Source organism: Parvibaculum sp., assembly GCF_049671045.1.
Classification (GTDB): domain Bacteria; phylum Pseudomonadota; class Alphaproteobacteria; order Parvibaculales; family Parvibaculaceae; genus Parvibaculum.
Window position 1 is genome coordinate 1 of record NZ_JBATUH010000077.1, and the last position, 15,352, is coordinate 15,352.

A 15,352-nucleotide genomic window follows, 5' to 3' on the forward strand; every position below is an offset into this window, starting at 1 on the left:
TTCGGCGGCAAGGGGCGCTCCCCACTTGTGATGGGCGGGGCCGATCCCCAATTTGCCGTAATGGCACTGGAGGAGGCTCCCGCATGACAGCCGTCGAGTTCTGGTACGAATTTGCAAGCACCTATTCCTATCCGGCGGCGATGCGCGCGGAACGCCTCGCGGCGGCTGCCGGCGTCGAGCTGCGCTGGCGGCCATTCCTGCTCGGGCCGATCTTCGCCGCTCAGGGGTGGAACGACAGCCCTTTCAATATTTATCCAGCCAAGGGCCGTTATATGTGGCGCGATCTCGCCCGCATCTGCGCGGCCGAGGGGCTGGCGCTCAGCGAGCCGGTGCGCTTCCCGCAGAACGGCCTCAGGGCGGCGCGGATCGCGCTTCTCGGCGCGGGGGAGGGCTGGGCTCCCGGCTTCACGCGCGCCGTCTATACGGCCAATTTCGCCGGGCGGAAGGACATTTCCGACGAAGCGGTCCTCACCGGAATACTGGACGCGCTCGGCCTCGACGCGGCCTCGATCATGGAGTGCGCAGCGTCGGATGAAAACAAGGCGCGGCTCAAGGCGCAAACGCAAGAGGCCATCGTGAAGGGGATTTTCGGCGCGCCGAGCTTTGTCGTCGGCGACGAGATTTTCTGGGGCAATGACCGGCTCGAAGCGGCGCTTCAATGGGCGCGGTCGCGGGCGTGAGTTTCCGGAATCGCGGTGCGGTTTTTTCGTGTAGCCACGCTTGCGCCTCTTGCGCGATGCAGGATGGACGACGATCTCCTTGGTTCCGCATCTTGCGCCAGTGATGGGAGAGGCCCATGAGCACCATCGTCTTTCATTCACAGCCCATGAGCGTCTATCTCTGGACGGCAAGCCTCGTTGCGGCGGAAAAGGGCGTCCCATGGTCGGTCAATGTGCTCGAGCCGGGCTCCGACACGCACAAAAAGCTCCATCCCTTCGCGCGCTCGCCCGTGCTTCAGCATGGCGCGATCTTTCTCTATGAGACGCTCGCGATCGCGCATTACATCGACGAGGCTTTCGAGGGGCCGGCGCTGCAACCGGCAGACGGGCTTGAGCGCGCCGAGATGCTGCGCTGGGTGAGCCTCGTCAACGCGCATATGTTTCCGACGATGACGAACGGGCTCGCCAAGCAGCGTCTCCTCGTGCCGATGCGGGGCGGAAGGCCCGACGAGGCGCTCATCGCGCGGGCCGCGACCGAATTCGTGCATCAGCTCGCGCTTATCGAGAAGGATCTCCGGCATCACGAATTTCTCGCAAGCGACGAGATCTCGCTGGCTGACTGCTTTCTCTTTCCGCATCTCCATTTCGCCAGCATGACGGCCGAGGGCGACGGGGCGCTGAAATGCGCGCCCCTGTCCTCGCGCTGGCTCGAGCGCATCCGCGGGCGGCCGAGTTTCGCGGCGACGGATCAGTTGCGGGACCTGGCGGCCTAGATTTCCGAGGTGGAGGTGTCCGGCGCGGTTTGCGTGGTCTTGAAGCGCTCGCTCGCCCGCGCCTTCACGGTTTCGCTCTTCAGCTGGCCGCAGGCCGCCATGATGTCGCGGCCGCGCGGCGTGCGCACGGGGCTCGCATAGCCCGCGCGGTTCACGACATCGGCGAATTTTTCGATCGTCGCCCAGTCGGAGCATTCATAGGGGCTGCCCGGCCAGGGGTTGAAGGGAATGAGGTTGATCTTGGCGGGAATGCCCTTCAGCAGGCGGACGAGTTCCCGCGCGTCGGCGAGACTGTCATTGACGCCCTTGAGCATCACATATTCGAAGGTGATGCGCCGCGCGTTGGAAACGCCGGGATAGTTCCGGCAGGCATCCAGAAGCTCCGCAATCGGATATTTCTTGTTGAGCGGCACGAGCCGGTCGCGCGTCTCGTCATTGACCGCATGGAGCGAGACGGCCAGCATGCAGCCGATTTCGCTGCCCGCCCGCTCGATCATCGGCACGACGCCCGATGTGGAGAGCGTGATGCGGCGCTTGGAGAGCGACAGCCCCTCGCCATCCGAGACGATGTCGAGCGCGTCGCGCACATTCTCGAAATTGTAGAGCGGCTCGCCCATACCCATCATGACGATGTTGGTGACGAGGCGGTCGTTCGAGTTCCGGCCCGAATCCGGCCATTCGCCGAGCGCGTCGCGGGCGACGAGAAGCTGGCCGACGATTTCGCCGGCGGTGAGGTTGCGCACGAGCTTCTGCGTGCCCGTATGGCAGAAGGTGCAGGTGAGCGTGCAGCCGACCTGGCTCGAGATGCAGAGCGTTCCGCGCCCCTCCTCGGGGATGTAGACGGCCTCGATCTCGGGGCCCGGCATGCCCGGCTTGTCGGGCGCGAGCCGGAGGAGCCATTTGCGCGTGCCGTCGACCGATTTCTGCTCGACCACCATTTCGGGCCGGGCGACGACGAAGGCTTCGTCGAGCTTCGCCCTCAGCTCCCTGGAAAGCGTCGTCATGTCGGCGAAATCGGTAAGGCCGCGATGATAGATCGCGTTCCAGAGCTGGCCGACACGCATCCTGATCTGGTTGCGCGGCAGTCCCAGGGACTGAAGCGCCTCGCCAAGCGCCTCGCGGCTCAGGCCGACAAGGTTCGGCTTCCCGGCGGGCGCAGCCGGGGCCGGATGGGGCGCAAGCGCGGGCAGCGGCCCGGATTGCCGGGCGCTCGCGCGCTTCTCGTGGCTGATGTCGAGGCTCGTCGCCATGTGCTCGTCCTGCGGCCCCGCCGGATCAGGCATGGGGCCCGTTTCGCCGGGGTCATAGCACAAACGGGCGGGCGGACGCCAATCCCGCGGGCAGGACCCGGTTATCGGCGCCCTGTCAGGGGCCTTTTCGCGTCACTTGCAGGCGGTGTCGATCTTGGAAAGGGCCATGCTCGAGCCCTTCAGCGAGTAAGTGTCCGTGGTGGTGGTCTTTTTCGCCGAGGTGCCCTTGATGACCATGGAGGCGCCGGCGCGGATCGCCTTCACCATGCGGCCCTCGTCGTCGGTCTTGTCGAGCCAGGCCCAATACTGGTGCTCGCCGCCCTCCGGCACGCCGGTGAACATCTGGAACTTGTCCTTGCCGATGGTGGCGAAGGGCTTGGACGTGGCGCTGAAGGGATAGCCCGCGCGCATGCTGATTTCGTTGCGGATGTTGCGGCCGGGGCGATGGGTGATCATGAAATAGACATCGCCGCGCTTTGCCCCCTTGGGGTCCTGCGTCTTCGGCTCGCCGAGCACATAGCAGATCCGGTCGTTGCCGCTGCCATAGCTGTAGGCGGTCCAGTCATCGAACTTGCCGAGAAGCTTCGGGGCATCGGCCGCGCCGGCGGCAACGGTGAAGCCGAGAGTGGCGGTTGCGAGGGCCGCAGCGGCAAATAGGCGCGTGCTTGTCAGCATTTATCGAGACTCATTCCTTGCCGATGGAAAGACGGCATGACCATACCGGGGGTGGAGGGCAATTTCCAGACTGGAGGGCGGGCCCGTTTGCGGGAAACGGCGCTTGAGAGGGGGAATGGTGACCTGCAAATCTGGCGACTTTGCGGCGCGCTGTGGTAAGTCAGAGGCAGCGATATTCACTAAAGACAGGGGAAGCCCATGAAAGCCATCTTGTGCAAGGAATACGGTCCGCCGGAGAAGCTCGTCATCGAGGAGGTTCCCTCGCCGGAGCCCAAGAAGGGCCAGGTCGTGCTGGGGGTCCAGGCGGCGGCGGTCAACTTCCCCGACGTGCTCATCATCGAGAACAAGTACCAGTTCAAGCCGCCGCTCCCCTTCTCGCCGGGCGGCGAGGTTGCCGGCGTCGTCAAGAAGGTCGGTGAAGGCGTGACCCGGCTCAAGGTCGGCGACCGCGTCATCGGCTCGTGCGGCTGGGGCGGCTTTGCCGAAGAGCTTGCCATCGACGAGGCGCGGACGACGCCCATTCCGGCCGAGATGGATTTCGTGACGGCCTCGGCCTTCCTCATGACCTATGGCACGTCGCATCACGCGCTCAAGGACCGGGCGCATCTGAAGCCCGGCGAGAACCTGCTGGTGCTGGGCGCGGCCGGCGGCGTCGGCCTTGCCGCCGTCGAACTCGGCAAGGCGATGGGCGCGCGGGTGATCGCGGCCGCCTCGTCCGAGGACAAGCTCGCCGTCTGCCGCGAGCATGGCGCCGACGAGACGATCCTTTATCCGACCGGCGCGCTCGACAAGGACCAGCAGCGCGAGCTTTCCGACAAGATCAAGGAACTCACGGGCGGTCAGGGCGCCGATGTCGTCTACGATCCCGTCGGCGGCGACTATTCGGAGCCGGCGCTCCGGGCGACGAACTGGGAAGGGCGCTTCCTCGTGGTCGGTTTCGCCTCGGGGCCCATTCCGAAGATTCCGCTCAATCTCGCGCTCCTCAAGGGCTGCCAGATCGTCGGCGTCTTCTGGGGTGCCTTCACTGGCCGCGAGCCGCAGCGCCATCAGGAGAACCTGAAGGAGCTGATGACATGGTTCAAGGAGGGCAAGCTGCGCCCGCATGTCTCGCGCACCTACAAGTTCACCGAGGTGGCCGAGGCGCTGAACGACATGGCGGCGCGCAAGGTCAAGGGCAAGATCGTGCTGGTGCCCTGATCGGGGAAGCCTGACGCAAAGGCGAGGGGGAGGCGGCGGCCCATGGGGCGAACGCTTGTGATGATCGGCGCGGCGGCGGGCTTCGTCGTCGTCGCCTTCTTCGGTTTCCTCGTCTATGTGCTGCTGGCCTCGGGCCAGCCTTCCTATTGGGAGGGAGACATTGCGGCCTTCGAGCGCCGCGATGTCTCGAATCCGCCGCCGGCTGATGCGGTGCTCTTCGTCGGCGCGGACGATGTCAGGCTCTGGGAAACGCTTGCCGCCGACATGGCGCCGATCCCCGTCATCCAGCGGGGCTTCGGCGGCGCGCAGATCTCGCATGTCACGCATTACGCGGCGCGCATCATCGTCCCCTACCGCCCGCGCGCCATCGTGCTCATCGCGGGCGAGGCCGACATGTCGGATGTGCGCGGCAGAAGGCCGGAAGACGTTCTCGGCGACTTCAAGGCTTTCGTCGATGCGCTTCGCGCGCAGGGCGTCGGGGCTCCGGTCTATTTCGTCTCGATCCGCCCCTCGCCCATGCGCCTTTCGCGCTGGTACGGGGCAAGGCGCGCCAACGAACTCATCGAGGAATATGTCAGGACCCGGACGGACCTCCACTATATCGACGTGGCCTCGCAGATGTTCGATGCGAGGGACAATATCCGCAGGGAGCTTTTCCGCTGGGACGGGCTGTCGCTCAATGCGAGCGGATATGCTCTTCTCACGGAGAAAATCAGGGCCGCTATTCTCGCCGCCAGGCAAGGCGCGGGCGAAGCGGCTCCTGCCATCCAATAACGGCGCCTCGGAGCGCATGACATAAACAACAGGGAGAGAAGGCATGCCGGCAGAGCAGGTCAGCCGCGAAACGAAAGCGGGCCGGATCGAGGGCGAATACGATCCGAAATTCAGGGAGGTCTATGAGGCCTTCGTCGAGAATTTCGAGACGCGGGACGAGGTCGGCGCCAATGTGTCGATCACACTCGAAGGCCGCACGGTCGTCGATCTGTGGGGCGGGCGCAAGGCGCGCGAGGGCGAGCCCTGGACGCGCGATACGGTTTCCATCGTCTTTTCCTGCACCAAGGGAGCCGCGGCCATCTGCGCCCACATGCTCGCCGATCGCGGGCTTCTCGATCTCGATGCGCCGGTGGCGAAGTACTGGCCGGAATTCGCGCAGAACGGCAAGGAGGAGGCGACCGTCTCCATGCTGCTCGACCATTCGGTCGGCGTGCCGCATCTGCGCGAGACGCTGAAGGACGGCGCCTATTACGATTATGACCACATGGTCGATCTCATCGCGCGGGAAAAGGCCTTCTGGGAGCCCGGCACGCGCAATGGCTATCACGGCGTGACTTTCGCCTGGACGGTGGGCGAGATCGTGCATCGCGCGGGCGGGAAGCGCCTCGGCGCCTTCTTCCGCGACGAGGTGGCGGGCCCGCTCGGCCTCGATTTCTGGATCGGCCTGCCGGAAGAGATCGAGCCGCGCGTCGCGCCGATGATCTATGCCGTTCCCGATCCGTCCGCGCCGCCGTCGAAATTCACGCAGGCCGTGATGAGCGATCCGAAATCGATCGCGGCCCTTTTCCTCCTGAACAATGGCGGCGCCAATTTCAATTCGCGCGAGTGCCATGCGGCCGAGATCGGCTCTGCCAACGGCATTTCCAACGGCCGGGGGCTTGCCGGGCTCTACGCGCCGCTCGCCAATGGCGGCGGCAAGCTCGTCTCCGCCGAAACACTCGCCCGCATGGGCCGCGTCGCCATGGCCACGCATGAGGATGCGACGCTTCTCATCCCCACGCGCTTCGCGCTCGGCTTCATGAAGTCGATGGACAATCGCAAGGTGCCGAACGCGCCGAGCTCGAGCGTCATCCTGTCGGATGCCGCATTCGGCCATGTCGGCATGGGCGGCTCGATCGGCTTTGCCGATCCGGAAGCGCGCATGAGCTTCGGCTACAACATGAACCGCATGGGCATGGGCATCCTGCTCAACGAGCGCGGTCAGGCGCTCGTCGATGCCGCCTATCGCTCGCTCGGCTACCGCTCCAATGCGAGCGGCGCCTGGACCGTTTGAGCGAACGGATGGAGAGCGCGGATCAGGACCTGAATCTGCGCTCTTCCTCCCGGATGGGAATATCGTTGATGCTGGCCTCGCGGCGGCCCATCAGGCCGTCCGGATTGAACTCCCAGTTCTCGTTGCCATGCGAGCGGTACCACTGGCCGCTGTCGTCGTGCCACTCATATTCGAAGCGGACGGAAATGCGGTTGCCGTCGAAGGCCCAGAGTTCCTTCTTCAGCCTGTAGCCGAGTTCCTTCGCCCATTTGCGGCGGAGGAACGCCTTGATCTCGTCGCGGCCTTTCACGAATTCGCTGCGGTTGCGCCATTGGGAATCGACCGCATAGCCGAGCGCCACGCGGTCGGGATCGCGTGAGTTCCACGCATCCTCGGCCGCCTGGACCTTGGCTGCTGCCGTTTCGCGCGTGAAGGGCGGTTTGATGGGTGTCGGTGTCGTCATGATGGCTCCTTTGCTGATTTGACGGCGGCAAGCTCGGCTTCGAGCATGTCGATCTTCGATTGCAGATGCGCGAGCGCGCCGGCGACCTCGTCGGCGTCGAATTTCTGCGGAATGTGGCTCGAGCAATTGAAGTCGATCGCGGAGATGGCGAAGACGACCGCTTGCAGGGGACGGGCGCGATAGCCCTCGGGCATCAGCATGGCGACGGTCGCGGCATCCTCCACGACTTCGGCGCGTCCCCAGATCTTGACGCGCGTGCGCGTCGCGTAATCCATGAGAAACATATAGGCGCGGGCGTTCTCGCTCAGATTGCCGATGGTGATGTACTGGTGATTGCCGGCATAGTCGGCGAAGGCGAGCGTGCGGTCGTCGAGTACGCGCAGAAAGCCCTTCGGCCCGCCGCGATGCTGGATATAAGGCTGGCCTTCCGCGCTGGCGGTGGCGAAATAGAACGAAGTTCTCTGCGCGATGAAGGCGGCGACATCAGGCGAAAGCCGGTCGCGCATGTCGTGCTTTTCGTAATGGGGGCGGCTGCCGCGCCGTTCCTGAAAGGCCTTCACGGCGGGGGTGAAGGCGACATCGCTGACGAATTGGCTCATATGGGCCGTTCCATTGTGTCCGGTCTGGCGGGAATATCGGGTGTTCCACCACGAAGATTAATCTGCAAATATCGGGCTTCTCTGTTCCCGAAAGCGGAATAATAAATGGACAGGCTCGATGCGCTTTCGGTTTTCGTGGCCGTGGCCGAGCAGGAAAGCTTCGTCCGCGCCGCCAGGCGGCTCGGCCGCTCTCCGGCGGCGGTGTCGCGCGCCGTCGCGGCGCTCGAGGAGCGCCTGGGAACGCGGCTTCTCCAGCGGACGACGCGGGCCGTCTCGCTGACCGATGCGGGACGCCGCCATTACGAGCGCTGCCGCGCGCTGCTTGCCGAATTCGAGGCGATAGAGGCGGCGGCCACGCGCGAGCGCGACGAGCCGCAGGGGCTTCTCGCGATCACCGCGCCTTTCATTTTCGGACGGCTTCATGTGCTCCCCGTGGCGACGGAATTCCTGCGCGCCTATCCGCATGTGACCATGCGCTTTTTCTTTTTCGACCGCTATGTGTCGCTCGTCGATGAGGGGATGGATCTGGGCGTCAGGATCGGCCCGCTCGAGGATTCGAGCCTGCGCGCGACAAAGGTCGGCTCGGTCACGCGGGGACTTTATGCGAGCCCTGACTATCTGGAGCGGCGCGGCACGCCGAAATCTCCATCCGAGCTTTCGCGGCATGATTGCATCGTCGTCGCGGGACCGGCCGCCGGTCAGCAGGTCTGGAGTTTCGGGCAGAGGGGCGCAAGGCGGGCGGTCACGGTGTCGCCGCGACTTTCCGTGACCTCGATCGAAGCCTCCATCGACGCGGCGCTTTCAGGGGTCGGGATTGCGCGGCTCCTGTCCTATCAAACCGAAAGCCTCGTCCGCGAAGGGCGGCTCACACGCATTCTCGCCGCGCAGGAGCCGGAGGAACTGCCGATCCATGTCGTGCAGCCGGCGGGCCGGCATGTGCCAGCGAAGTCGCGCGTCTTTGCCGAGAGGCTCGTTCCGGCGCTCCGGGCGAAATTCGCGCGGCGCTAGGACTTGCCGTCGAGCGGTGGCAGGCCGAGCGCCTTTCGCGCATCGGCGCGATGGGCAGGCTTGATGTGGCTCGAGACTAGGCCGATCGCCGCCATGAGGACCGTCGCGTCATCGGTGAAGCCGAGACCGGCGACAAAATCGGGAATGAGATCGGCGGGCAGGACGAAATAGGCAAGCGCGCCGAGCAGCGTCGCCTTGACGCGAAGCGGCGTCGCGGGATCGCGCGTGCAAAACCAGGCGGAAGCCGCTTCCTCGGCGAAGGGTACGCGGCCCGCGACGCGCGCCATCTTCTTCCAGAAGCCCTGGCGGACCGTCTCCTCGTTCCGTGCGAGGACGGCGGGCAGGGCCAGATCCGGATTTTCGAGACCGGATTCCGCGTCTCTTTGCGACATTTCTCCATCCGCCGCTGTTACGACGCCGGGCTTTCGCCCGGCAGGGACAAGATGGGGCACCGGGCGGCCTCCTGCAAGGCAAGGCGGACCCTGCGTCAATCAGCCGAGGCGCCAAATCCTCTTGCCACCGGCACTTTTGGGCTCGCACTCGGCCGCGCGAATTTGTTAAATCGGCGCCAATCCGACGCGGCGAACCGCGCGGTCGGCAGAGAAGGAATGGACGAATGAAACTCGATTCAAGCATCAGCGCCATCGTCACCGGCGGCGCATCGGGCCTCGGCGCGGCGACGGTGCGCGCGCTTGCCGCGAAGGGCGTGAAGGTCGGCATCTTCGATCTTCAGGAAGAAAAGGGTGAAGCGCTCGCGAAGGAAATCGGCGGCGTGTTCGCGAAGGTCAACGTGACCGATGAAGCGAGCGTCGATGCGGGCTTCGCGAAGGTTCGCGCGGCGATCGGCCAGGAGCGCATCCTCGTCAACTGCGCCGGCACGGGCAACGCGATCAAGACCGCCTCGCGCAACAAGGAGACGGGCGCGGCCGAGCACTTCCCGCTCGACAAGTTCAACCTCATCATCCAGATCAACCTCGTCGGCACGTTCCGCTGCATCGCGAAGTCGGCGGCCGGCATGCTCTCGCTCGACCCGCTGCCGGATGGCGATCGCGGCGCGATCGTGAACACGGGCTCGGTCGCGGCGGTCGACGGCCAGATCGGCCAGGCGGCCTATTCGGCTTCGAAGGCCGGCGTCGTCGGCATGACGCTGCCGATCGCGCGCGATCTCTCGCGCGAAGCGATCCGCGTCAACACGATCCTGCCCGGCATCTTCGACACGCCGCTGCTCGCGGGCGCGCCGGAGAAGGTGCGTCAGGCGCTCGGCGCCCAGGTGCCGTTCCCCTCGCGTCTCGGCAACCCGGTGGAATATGCCTCGCTCGCTCTGCAGATGATCGAGAACGGCTACTTCAACGGCGAAACGGTCCGCCTCGACGGCGCGATCCGCATGGCGCCGCGCTAATATTTCCGGAGACGGAAACGATGAAAGCCCCGGAGGAAACTCCGGGGCTTTCTTGCATCAGGGCGTCGGCCTATTTCGCCCGGCCGGCCCGGCCGGCGATCCGGTCCATGAATTGCGCGAGCCTGATGTCGCGCTCGGAGACGCCGTTCGCGTCATGCGTGGTCAGCGTCACCTCGACCCTGTTGTAGACGTTGAACCATTCGGGATGGTGGTCGGACTTTTCGGCGGCGAGCGCCACGCGGCTCATGAAGCCGAAAGCCTCGTTGAAATCCCTGAAGAGATAGGTCTTGGCGATGGCGTCGCGGCCTCTCACCTTGGTCCAGCCCTTCAGGCTTTGAAGCGCCTTTCTGCGCGCTGCATCTGTCAGTCTTTCGATCATTGAAGGCCTCCGGGCGATCATGGGATGAATGAAACGCGCGCCCGGCATCGGGACAGCGCGACGGGCGGAAGTCTATCCGGTTTTGAGATAGGATGCCGCGCAACGAAGCATACGGCGGCAAGGAGAAGGAAATGGACTGGCGCGAGAGGAGGGCACCGTCGCTTGCCGATTTCGAGCGGCTGGCGGACGAGGCGTTCGCAAGATTGCCCGAAGACTTCCGCAGGCGCTGCGAGGGGCTCGTCATTCGGGTGGAAGATTTCCCGAGCGAAGAGGTGCTCGACGATATGGGGCTCGAGAGCCCCTTCGATCTCCTTGGCCTCTATCATGGCCTCGGCCAGCCTTATCAGCTCACCGACGCGGTCACGCATCTGCCGGACATGGTGTTCCTCTATCGCCGGCCGATGCTCGACTACTGGGCCGAATTCGACGAGACGCTCGGCCATCTCGTCACGCATGTTCTCATCCACGAGATCGGCCATCATTTCGGCCTGTCGGACGAAGACATGCATGCGATCGAGGCGAGAGCAGGCGCCTGATCACTCCGCTTCGGGTGGATATGTGCGCTCGGGCACATATGGCCCGCCGCCGGTGCTCGTCCGTGCCGAGAAGAGGACGAAGCGGCTCACCTCGAAACGCGGCGTGGCGAAGAGATTGTTCGCCTCGATGAAGCGATAGACCTCCGGCGGCTCAATGCCCTTGAGCCGCGCCAGCGTCACATGCGGCGTGAAGTTCCGCGTCTCCGGCTTGAGGCCGACGCGGCGCATCGCGCTTTCCTGCCGCGCCTGCAGGCGGGTCAGAGGCTCGCTCGGCCGCACGCCCGCCCAGAGCGCATGGGGTTTCTTGCCGCCGAACTCGCCCACGCCCTCGACCTCAATCTCGAAGGGATCAAAGCTGATTTCCTGAAGCGCCTCGTCGACATCGTTCGCGACGTCCTCGGGCACATCGCCGATGAAGCGCAGGGTGATGTGGAAATCGGACGGTTCGATCCAGCGCGCGCCCTCGATCCCGCGCTGAAGGCGCGTCAGGCGCCCGGCGATCTCGCCGGGAATTTCAAGGGCGGTGAACAGACGGATCATGGTTCTGCAATCGCAAGCGCCGTGCCCGGACGGGGTCCAGGCACGGCATTCCGGTTTCAGGGACAGGGATTGGGCTGGGCGGCGTGAGCCTCGTTCACGTCCTTCTCCAGTTCGTCGGTCCATTTCACGTCGCGCGAGCCGATGGCGAGCTTCAGCTGCTCCATCGAGGTCGCGCCGATGATGTTCGAGGTGACGAAGGAGCGCGTCGTCACGAACTGGTTTGCAAGCTGCGAGGCATCGAGCCCATGCTTCCTCGCAATGGCGAGGTAGCGCTCGATGGCGGCATCGGCCTGCGGGCTCTCATAGCGCTGAAGGCGATTGAAGAGCTGCTTGCGCGAGCCTTGCGGCAGCGCGCCGTTCTGATACTTGCCGGTGAGGTAGCCCTGCGCCAGCGGCGAATAGGCGAGAAGGCCGACGCCATCGCGATGCGCGATTTCGGCGCCGCCAAGCTCGAAGGTGCGGTTGATGAGGTTGTAGGCGTTCTGGATCGACTGCACGCGCGGAAGGTTCTTCGCCTCGGCATGGCGCAGAAAGGTCATCGTGCCCCAGGGTGTTTCGTTGGAAAGGCCGATATGGCGGACCTTGCCGGACTTTACCACCTCGGCGAGGGTGGCGAGGATTTCCTCGATCGGATGGGTCGGCGCCTCGACATGCCTGTAGGTGAGGCCATGGCCGCCGAAAAGCGACACGGGCCTGTCCGGCCAGTGAAGCTGGTAGAGGTCGATATAATCCGTCTGCAGACGTTTCAGGCTCTTGTCCACGGCCTCGAAAATCTGCTTGCGGCTGTGCTCGGTCGGCGACTTGTCGTCGCGCAGCCAGTTCATCGGCGAGCGGCCCGCGACCTTGGTCGCAAGGATGATCTTGTCGCGGCTCTTGCGCGCCTTGAACCAGCTGCCGATGATCTTTTCGGTCGAGCCCTGCGTCTCCGGCCGGGGCGGCACGGAATACATCTCCGACGTATCGAAGAAGTTGATGCCGTTGTCGATGGCATAGTCCATCTGGGCGTGACCGTCGGCCTCGGTGTTCTGCTCGCCCCAGGTCATGGTGCCGAGACAGATCGAGCTGACCTTGAGGCCCGTCCGGCCCAGTTCGCGATACTCCATGAGATGCTCCTGACTGGCGCCCGAAGGCGCGCGCGTTTCTTGATTTGATGAACGTCCGGGAGAGCCCCGGACGGAAGGAAAAGCACTACCTGTTCGCCCCGGCGGTTCCTCTCCGCGCCGCGCGGCCGATCAGTTCCTCGACCTTGGGCAGAATGCGCGTCACGATGACGGAGACGCCTTCGGGCGTCGGATGGAGCCCATCGGCGAGGATGAGGCGCGGATGCGCCGCGACACCGTCGAGGAAGAAGGGATAGAAGACAAGTCCGTTCGCAGATGCAAGCTCGGGATAGATGCGGTTGAAGGCGCCTGCATAGTCCGCGCCCATATTGGGCGGGGCGAGCATCCCTGCGAGAAGAACGGGTATGTTGCGCGCTTCGAGGCGCCGCACGATCTTTTCGAGATTGGCGCGCGTCACGGCAGGATCGATGCCTCTGAGCGCATCATTGGCGCCGAGTTCGAGAATGACGGCGTCGGTTCCCGGCCCCACGGCCCAGTCGAGGCGCGAAAGGCCGCCCGATGTGGTGTCGCCGGAGACGCCCGCATTCTCGATCACGATATTGTCATGTCCCCTCGCGCGGAGCGCCTTCTGAAGCTGGGGGACGAAGCCTTCATCCGGCCCCAGAAGATAGCCGGCGGTGAGGCTGTCGCCGAGGGCGACGATGGTGACGGGCTTGCCGGCAGCAAGCGCGGGCGTGCAAAGCAATGCGCAGAGAAGAAAAGCCGCCGCTTGCTTGTAAATCAGTGCGAACATGCCATATGGCCTCAGGGAAACGGAACAGGCGGGCGGGCGGTTGAGCGACGCGATCATCGAGGTGCGGGATCTGAAGCTGAGCCTGCCGAGCGCGGCGGGGCTCGTCAACATTCTGCGCGGCATTGACCTTGACGTAGCGGAGGGCGCGACGGTTGGTCTGGTCGGTCCTTCGGGCTCCGGCAAATCGACGCTTCTCATGGTGCTCGCCGGGCTCGAAAGGCCGGATGAAGGCTCGGTCCGGATCGCGGGCAAAGAGCTGACCGGGCTCGACGAGGACGCGCTTGCCCGCTTCCGCCGCGCACATATAGGCATCGTCTTCCAGTCCTTCCACCTCATCCCCACCATGACGGCGCTCGAGAACGTCGCCATCCCGCTCGAATTCGCGGGCCGCGCAGACGCCTTGGAGCGGGCGAAGGCGGAACTCGACGCGGTCGGCCTCGGCCACAGGCTTTCGCATTATCCGGCACAGCTCTCGGGCGGCGAGCAGCAGCGCGTGGCGCTGGCGCGCGCCGTGGCGGGCGATCCGGAGATCCTTCTGGCCGACGAGCCGACGGGCAATCTCGATCAGAAGACGGGCACGGAGATCATCGAGCTCATGTTCGCGCTGCACAGGCGCAAGGGCACGACACTTCTCCTCATCACGCATGACGACCGCCTCGCCGCGCGCTGCGCACGGGTGATCCGCCTGAAGGACGGGTTGATCGAGGGGGCGCAAGGGACGGGGGCACCATGACGGGGTCGCTCCCGCTCGCCCTGCGCCTTGCGCGGCGCGAATTGCGCGCCTCCCTCGCGGAAGGGTTTTCGGGATTTCGTATCCTGCTTGCCTGCCTCGCGCTCGGCGTCGCGGCGATCGCGGGCATCGGTTCCATCTCGACCGCGCTGACGCGGGGACTTGCCGAGCGCGGCCAGGAAATTCTCGGCGGCGATGTTGATGTGCGGCTCATCCATCGCGAGGCGAGCGCGGCCGAGCTCGCCGCCATCCAGAAAGGCAATATCGTCTCGCGCTCGGCCGAAATGCGGGCCATGGCGCGGACGCTCGCAGGCGAAAGGCAGAGCCTCGTCGAACTGAAGGCGGTGGACGGGCTCTATCCGCTCTATGGCGCGATGAGGCTCGATCCGCCCATGCCGCTTGGCGATGCGCTTGCGCTCCACGACGGCGCATATGGGCTTGTCGCCGAGCCCAATCTCGCCGCCCGGCTCGGGCTCGAGCCTGGCAACCGGGTTCGCATCGGCGAGGCGGTCTTCGATCTGCGCGCCCTCATCGCGCATGAGCCCGACCGCGTCGGCGACGGCTTCGCGCTCGGGCCGCGCGCGATGATCGCCCAGGATGCGCTGCCATCGACGGCGCTCGTGCAGCCGGGGAGCCTCGTCAACTATCACTACAGGCTGCGCCTGCCCGAAGCCGCGCGCGACGTGGTGGACATCAAGTCGATAGTCGCCCGTCTCGAGCAGTCCTTTCCCGACGCGGGCTGGCGCATCCGCGACCGGACGGACAGCGCACCCTCCATGCGCCGCTTCGTCGAACGGGTCGCGCTCTTTCTCGGCTTTGTCGGATTGACGGCGCTTGCCGTCGGCGGGGTCGGCGTCGCCAATGCGGTCAAATCCTTTCTCGACCAGAAGCGCGACGTCATCGCGACCTTCAAGTGCCTCGGCGCCGAGGGCGGGCTCATCTTTCAGATCTATCTCGCGCAGGTCGCGGCGCTGTCGCTCGCGGGCATCGTCATCGGCCTCGCCATCGGCGCGGCGGCGCCCTTCATGCTCGGCTCGCTCGCCGGTTCGCTCATTCCGATTCCGGTCGAGGCCGGCCTTTATGCGGGGCCGCTCATTCTCGCCACGGCCTATGGGCTTCTCACTGCGCTCGCCTTCGCGATCTGGCCGCTGGCGCTGGCGCGGGAAGTGCCGGCGGCGAGCCTTTTTCGCGGCCTCGTCGCGCCTGTCCGCCGGCTGCCGCGCATCGGCTATGTCGCGGCGGCGGGCGCGGCGCTCATGTCGCT

The 15,352-nt window shown here is 65.3% G+C and carries 19 protein-coding genes; 10 read left to right on the forward strand and 9 right to left on the reverse strand.

The window, feature by feature from the left end; all coding sequences use genetic code 11:
- Positions 1-83: 83 nt before the first annotated feature.
- Positions 84-680 carry a 2-hydroxychromene-2-carboxylate isomerase gene (locus WBG82_RS09240; RefSeq protein ID WP_424424067.1) on the forward strand — a complete coding sequence of 199 codons (597 nt, stop codon included), beginning with the start codon at positions 84-86 and terminating at the stop codon, positions 678-680.
- Between the two features lie 116 nt (positions 681-796).
- A complete protein-coding gene (locus WBG82_RS09245) occupies positions 797-1,432 on the forward strand; it encodes a glutathione S-transferase family protein (protein WP_424424069.1) in 636 nt (211 codons plus the stop codon).
- Here WBG82_RS09245 and rlmN read toward each other — a convergent pair.
- Entirely contained in the window at positions 1,429-2,682 is a 1,254-nt protein-coding gene (rlmN, locus tag WBG82_RS09250; RefSeq protein ID WP_424424108.1) for a 23S rRNA (adenine(2503)-C(2))-methyltransferase RlmN, read from the reverse strand. The two genes, WBG82_RS09245 and rlmN, sit on opposite strands and share 4 nt — an antisense overlap.
- A 132-nt stretch (positions 2,683-2,814) precedes the next feature.
- On the reverse strand, positions 2,815-3,357 hold the full coding sequence (locus WBG82_RS09255; protein ID WP_424424072.1) for a hypothetical protein: 543 nt from the start codon (positions 3,355-3,357) through the stop codon (positions 2,815-2,817).
- Between the two features lie 198 nt (positions 3,358-3,555).
- On the opposite strand from WBG82_RS09255, the gene WBG82_RS09260 reads away from it, so the two are divergent.
- Genes WBG82_RS09260 through WBG82_RS09270 form a run of 3 tightly spaced genes read left to right on the forward strand, consistent with a single transcriptional unit; the run spans position 3,556 to position 6,601 of the window.
- Entirely contained in the window at positions 3,556-4,554 is a 999-nt protein-coding gene (locus tag WBG82_RS09260) for an NADPH:quinone oxidoreductase family protein (RefSeq protein WP_424424075.1), read from the forward strand.
- 42 nt (positions 4,555-4,596) lie between these two features.
- On the forward strand, positions 4,597-5,328 hold the full coding sequence (locus WBG82_RS09265; protein WP_424424078.1) for a GDSL-type esterase/lipase family protein: 732 nt from the start codon (positions 4,597-4,599) through the stop codon (positions 5,326-5,328).
- Between the two features lie 43 nt (positions 5,329-5,371).
- The gene (locus tag WBG82_RS09270; protein ID WP_424424081.1) at positions 5,372-6,601 is read left to right on the forward strand and encodes a serine hydrolase domain-containing protein; all 1,230 of its coding nucleotides are present in this window, start codon (positions 5,372-5,374) and stop codon (positions 6,599-6,601) included.
- Between the two features lie 22 nt (positions 6,602-6,623).
- Here the strand turns inward: WBG82_RS09270 and WBG82_RS09275 are convergent, their stop codons facing one another.
- Together WBG82_RS09275 and WBG82_RS09280 are read right to left on the reverse strand one after the other, a co-directional pair.
- On the reverse strand, positions 6,624-7,043 hold the full coding sequence (locus WBG82_RS09275) for a nuclear transport factor 2 family protein (RefSeq protein WP_424424084.1): 420 nt from the start codon (positions 7,041-7,043) through the stop codon (positions 6,624-6,626).
- Entirely contained in the window at positions 7,040-7,642 is a 603-nt protein-coding gene (locus WBG82_RS09280; protein ID WP_424424087.1) for a pyridoxamine 5'-phosphate oxidase family protein, read from the reverse strand. The genes WBG82_RS09275 and WBG82_RS09280 overlap by 4 nt, the downstream gene beginning before the upstream one ends.
- 105 nt (positions 7,643-7,747) lie before the next feature.
- Between WBG82_RS09280 and WBG82_RS09285 the strand changes: the two genes are divergently transcribed.
- Positions 7,748-8,650 carry a LysR family transcriptional regulator gene (locus WBG82_RS09285; protein WP_424424089.1) on the forward strand — a complete coding sequence of 301 codons (903 nt, stop codon included), beginning with the start codon at positions 7,748-7,750 and terminating at the stop codon, positions 8,648-8,650.
- Here the strand turns inward: WBG82_RS09285 and WBG82_RS09290 are convergent.
- Positions 8,647-9,042 carry a YkvA family protein gene (locus tag WBG82_RS09290; protein WP_424424092.1) on the reverse strand — a complete coding sequence of 132 codons (396 nt, stop codon included), beginning with the start codon at positions 9,040-9,042 and terminating at the stop codon, positions 8,647-8,649. The genes WBG82_RS09285 and WBG82_RS09290 overlap by 4 nt on opposite strands.
- 224 nt (positions 9,043-9,266) lie before the next feature.
- Here WBG82_RS09290 and WBG82_RS09295 point away from each other — a divergent pair, with 224 nt between their 5' ends.
- Positions 9,267-10,049 (forward strand): SDR family NAD(P)-dependent oxidoreductase, encoded by a 783-nt coding sequence (locus WBG82_RS09295; RefSeq protein WP_324301335.1) that lies wholly within the window; start codon positions 9,267-9,269, stop codon positions 10,047-10,049.
- 70 nt (positions 10,050-10,119) lie between these two features.
- On the opposite strand, the gene WBG82_RS09300 is transcribed toward WBG82_RS09295, so the two are convergent.
- Positions 10,120-10,449: a 4a-hydroxytetrahydrobiopterin dehydratase gene (locus WBG82_RS09300; protein ID WP_424424095.1), complete on the reverse strand. Its 330-nt coding sequence runs from the start codon at positions 10,447-10,449 to the stop codon at positions 10,120-10,122.
- Positions 10,450-10,520: 71 nt separating this feature from the next.
- Here WBG82_RS09300 and WBG82_RS09305 point away from each other — a divergent pair, with 71 nt between their 5' ends.
- Positions 10,521-10,964, forward strand: coding sequence for a metallopeptidase family protein (locus WBG82_RS09305; protein WP_324301946.1), 444 nt, complete (start codon positions 10,521-10,523; stop codon positions 10,962-10,964).
- On the opposite strand, the gene thpR is transcribed toward WBG82_RS09305, so the two are convergent.
- The 3 genes from thpR to WBG82_RS09320 all read right to left on the reverse strand — a co-directional run bounded on the left by thpR (position 10,965) and on the right by WBG82_RS09320 (position 13,358).
- Positions 10,965-11,504, reverse strand: coding sequence for an RNA 2',3'-cyclic phosphodiesterase (gene thpR / locus WBG82_RS09310; RefSeq protein ID WP_324301947.1), 540 nt, complete (start codon positions 11,502-11,504; stop codon positions 10,965-10,967).
- A gap of 56 nt (positions 11,505-11,560) precedes the next feature.
- Complete coding sequence (locus WBG82_RS09315; RefSeq protein ID WP_424424099.1) at positions 11,561-12,607, reverse strand: aldo/keto reductase; 1,047 nt, start codon at positions 12,605-12,607, stop codon at positions 11,561-11,563.
- 85 nt (positions 12,608-12,692) lie between these two features.
- Complete coding sequence (locus WBG82_RS09320) at positions 12,693-13,358, reverse strand: arylesterase (protein ID WP_424424101.1); 666 nt, start codon at positions 13,356-13,358, stop codon at positions 12,693-12,695.
- Here WBG82_RS09320 and WBG82_RS09325 point away from each other — a divergent pair.
- Entirely contained in the window at positions 13,357-14,091 is a 735-nt protein-coding gene (locus WBG82_RS09325; protein ID WP_424424103.1) for an ABC transporter ATP-binding protein, read from the forward strand. The genes WBG82_RS09320 and WBG82_RS09325 overlap by 2 nt on opposite strands.
- Positions 14,088-15,352 (forward strand): ABC transporter permease (locus WBG82_RS09330; protein ID WP_424424106.1); only part of this gene is annotated, 1,265 nt, incomplete at its 3' end. The genes WBG82_RS09325 and WBG82_RS09330, both read left to right, overlap by 4 nt.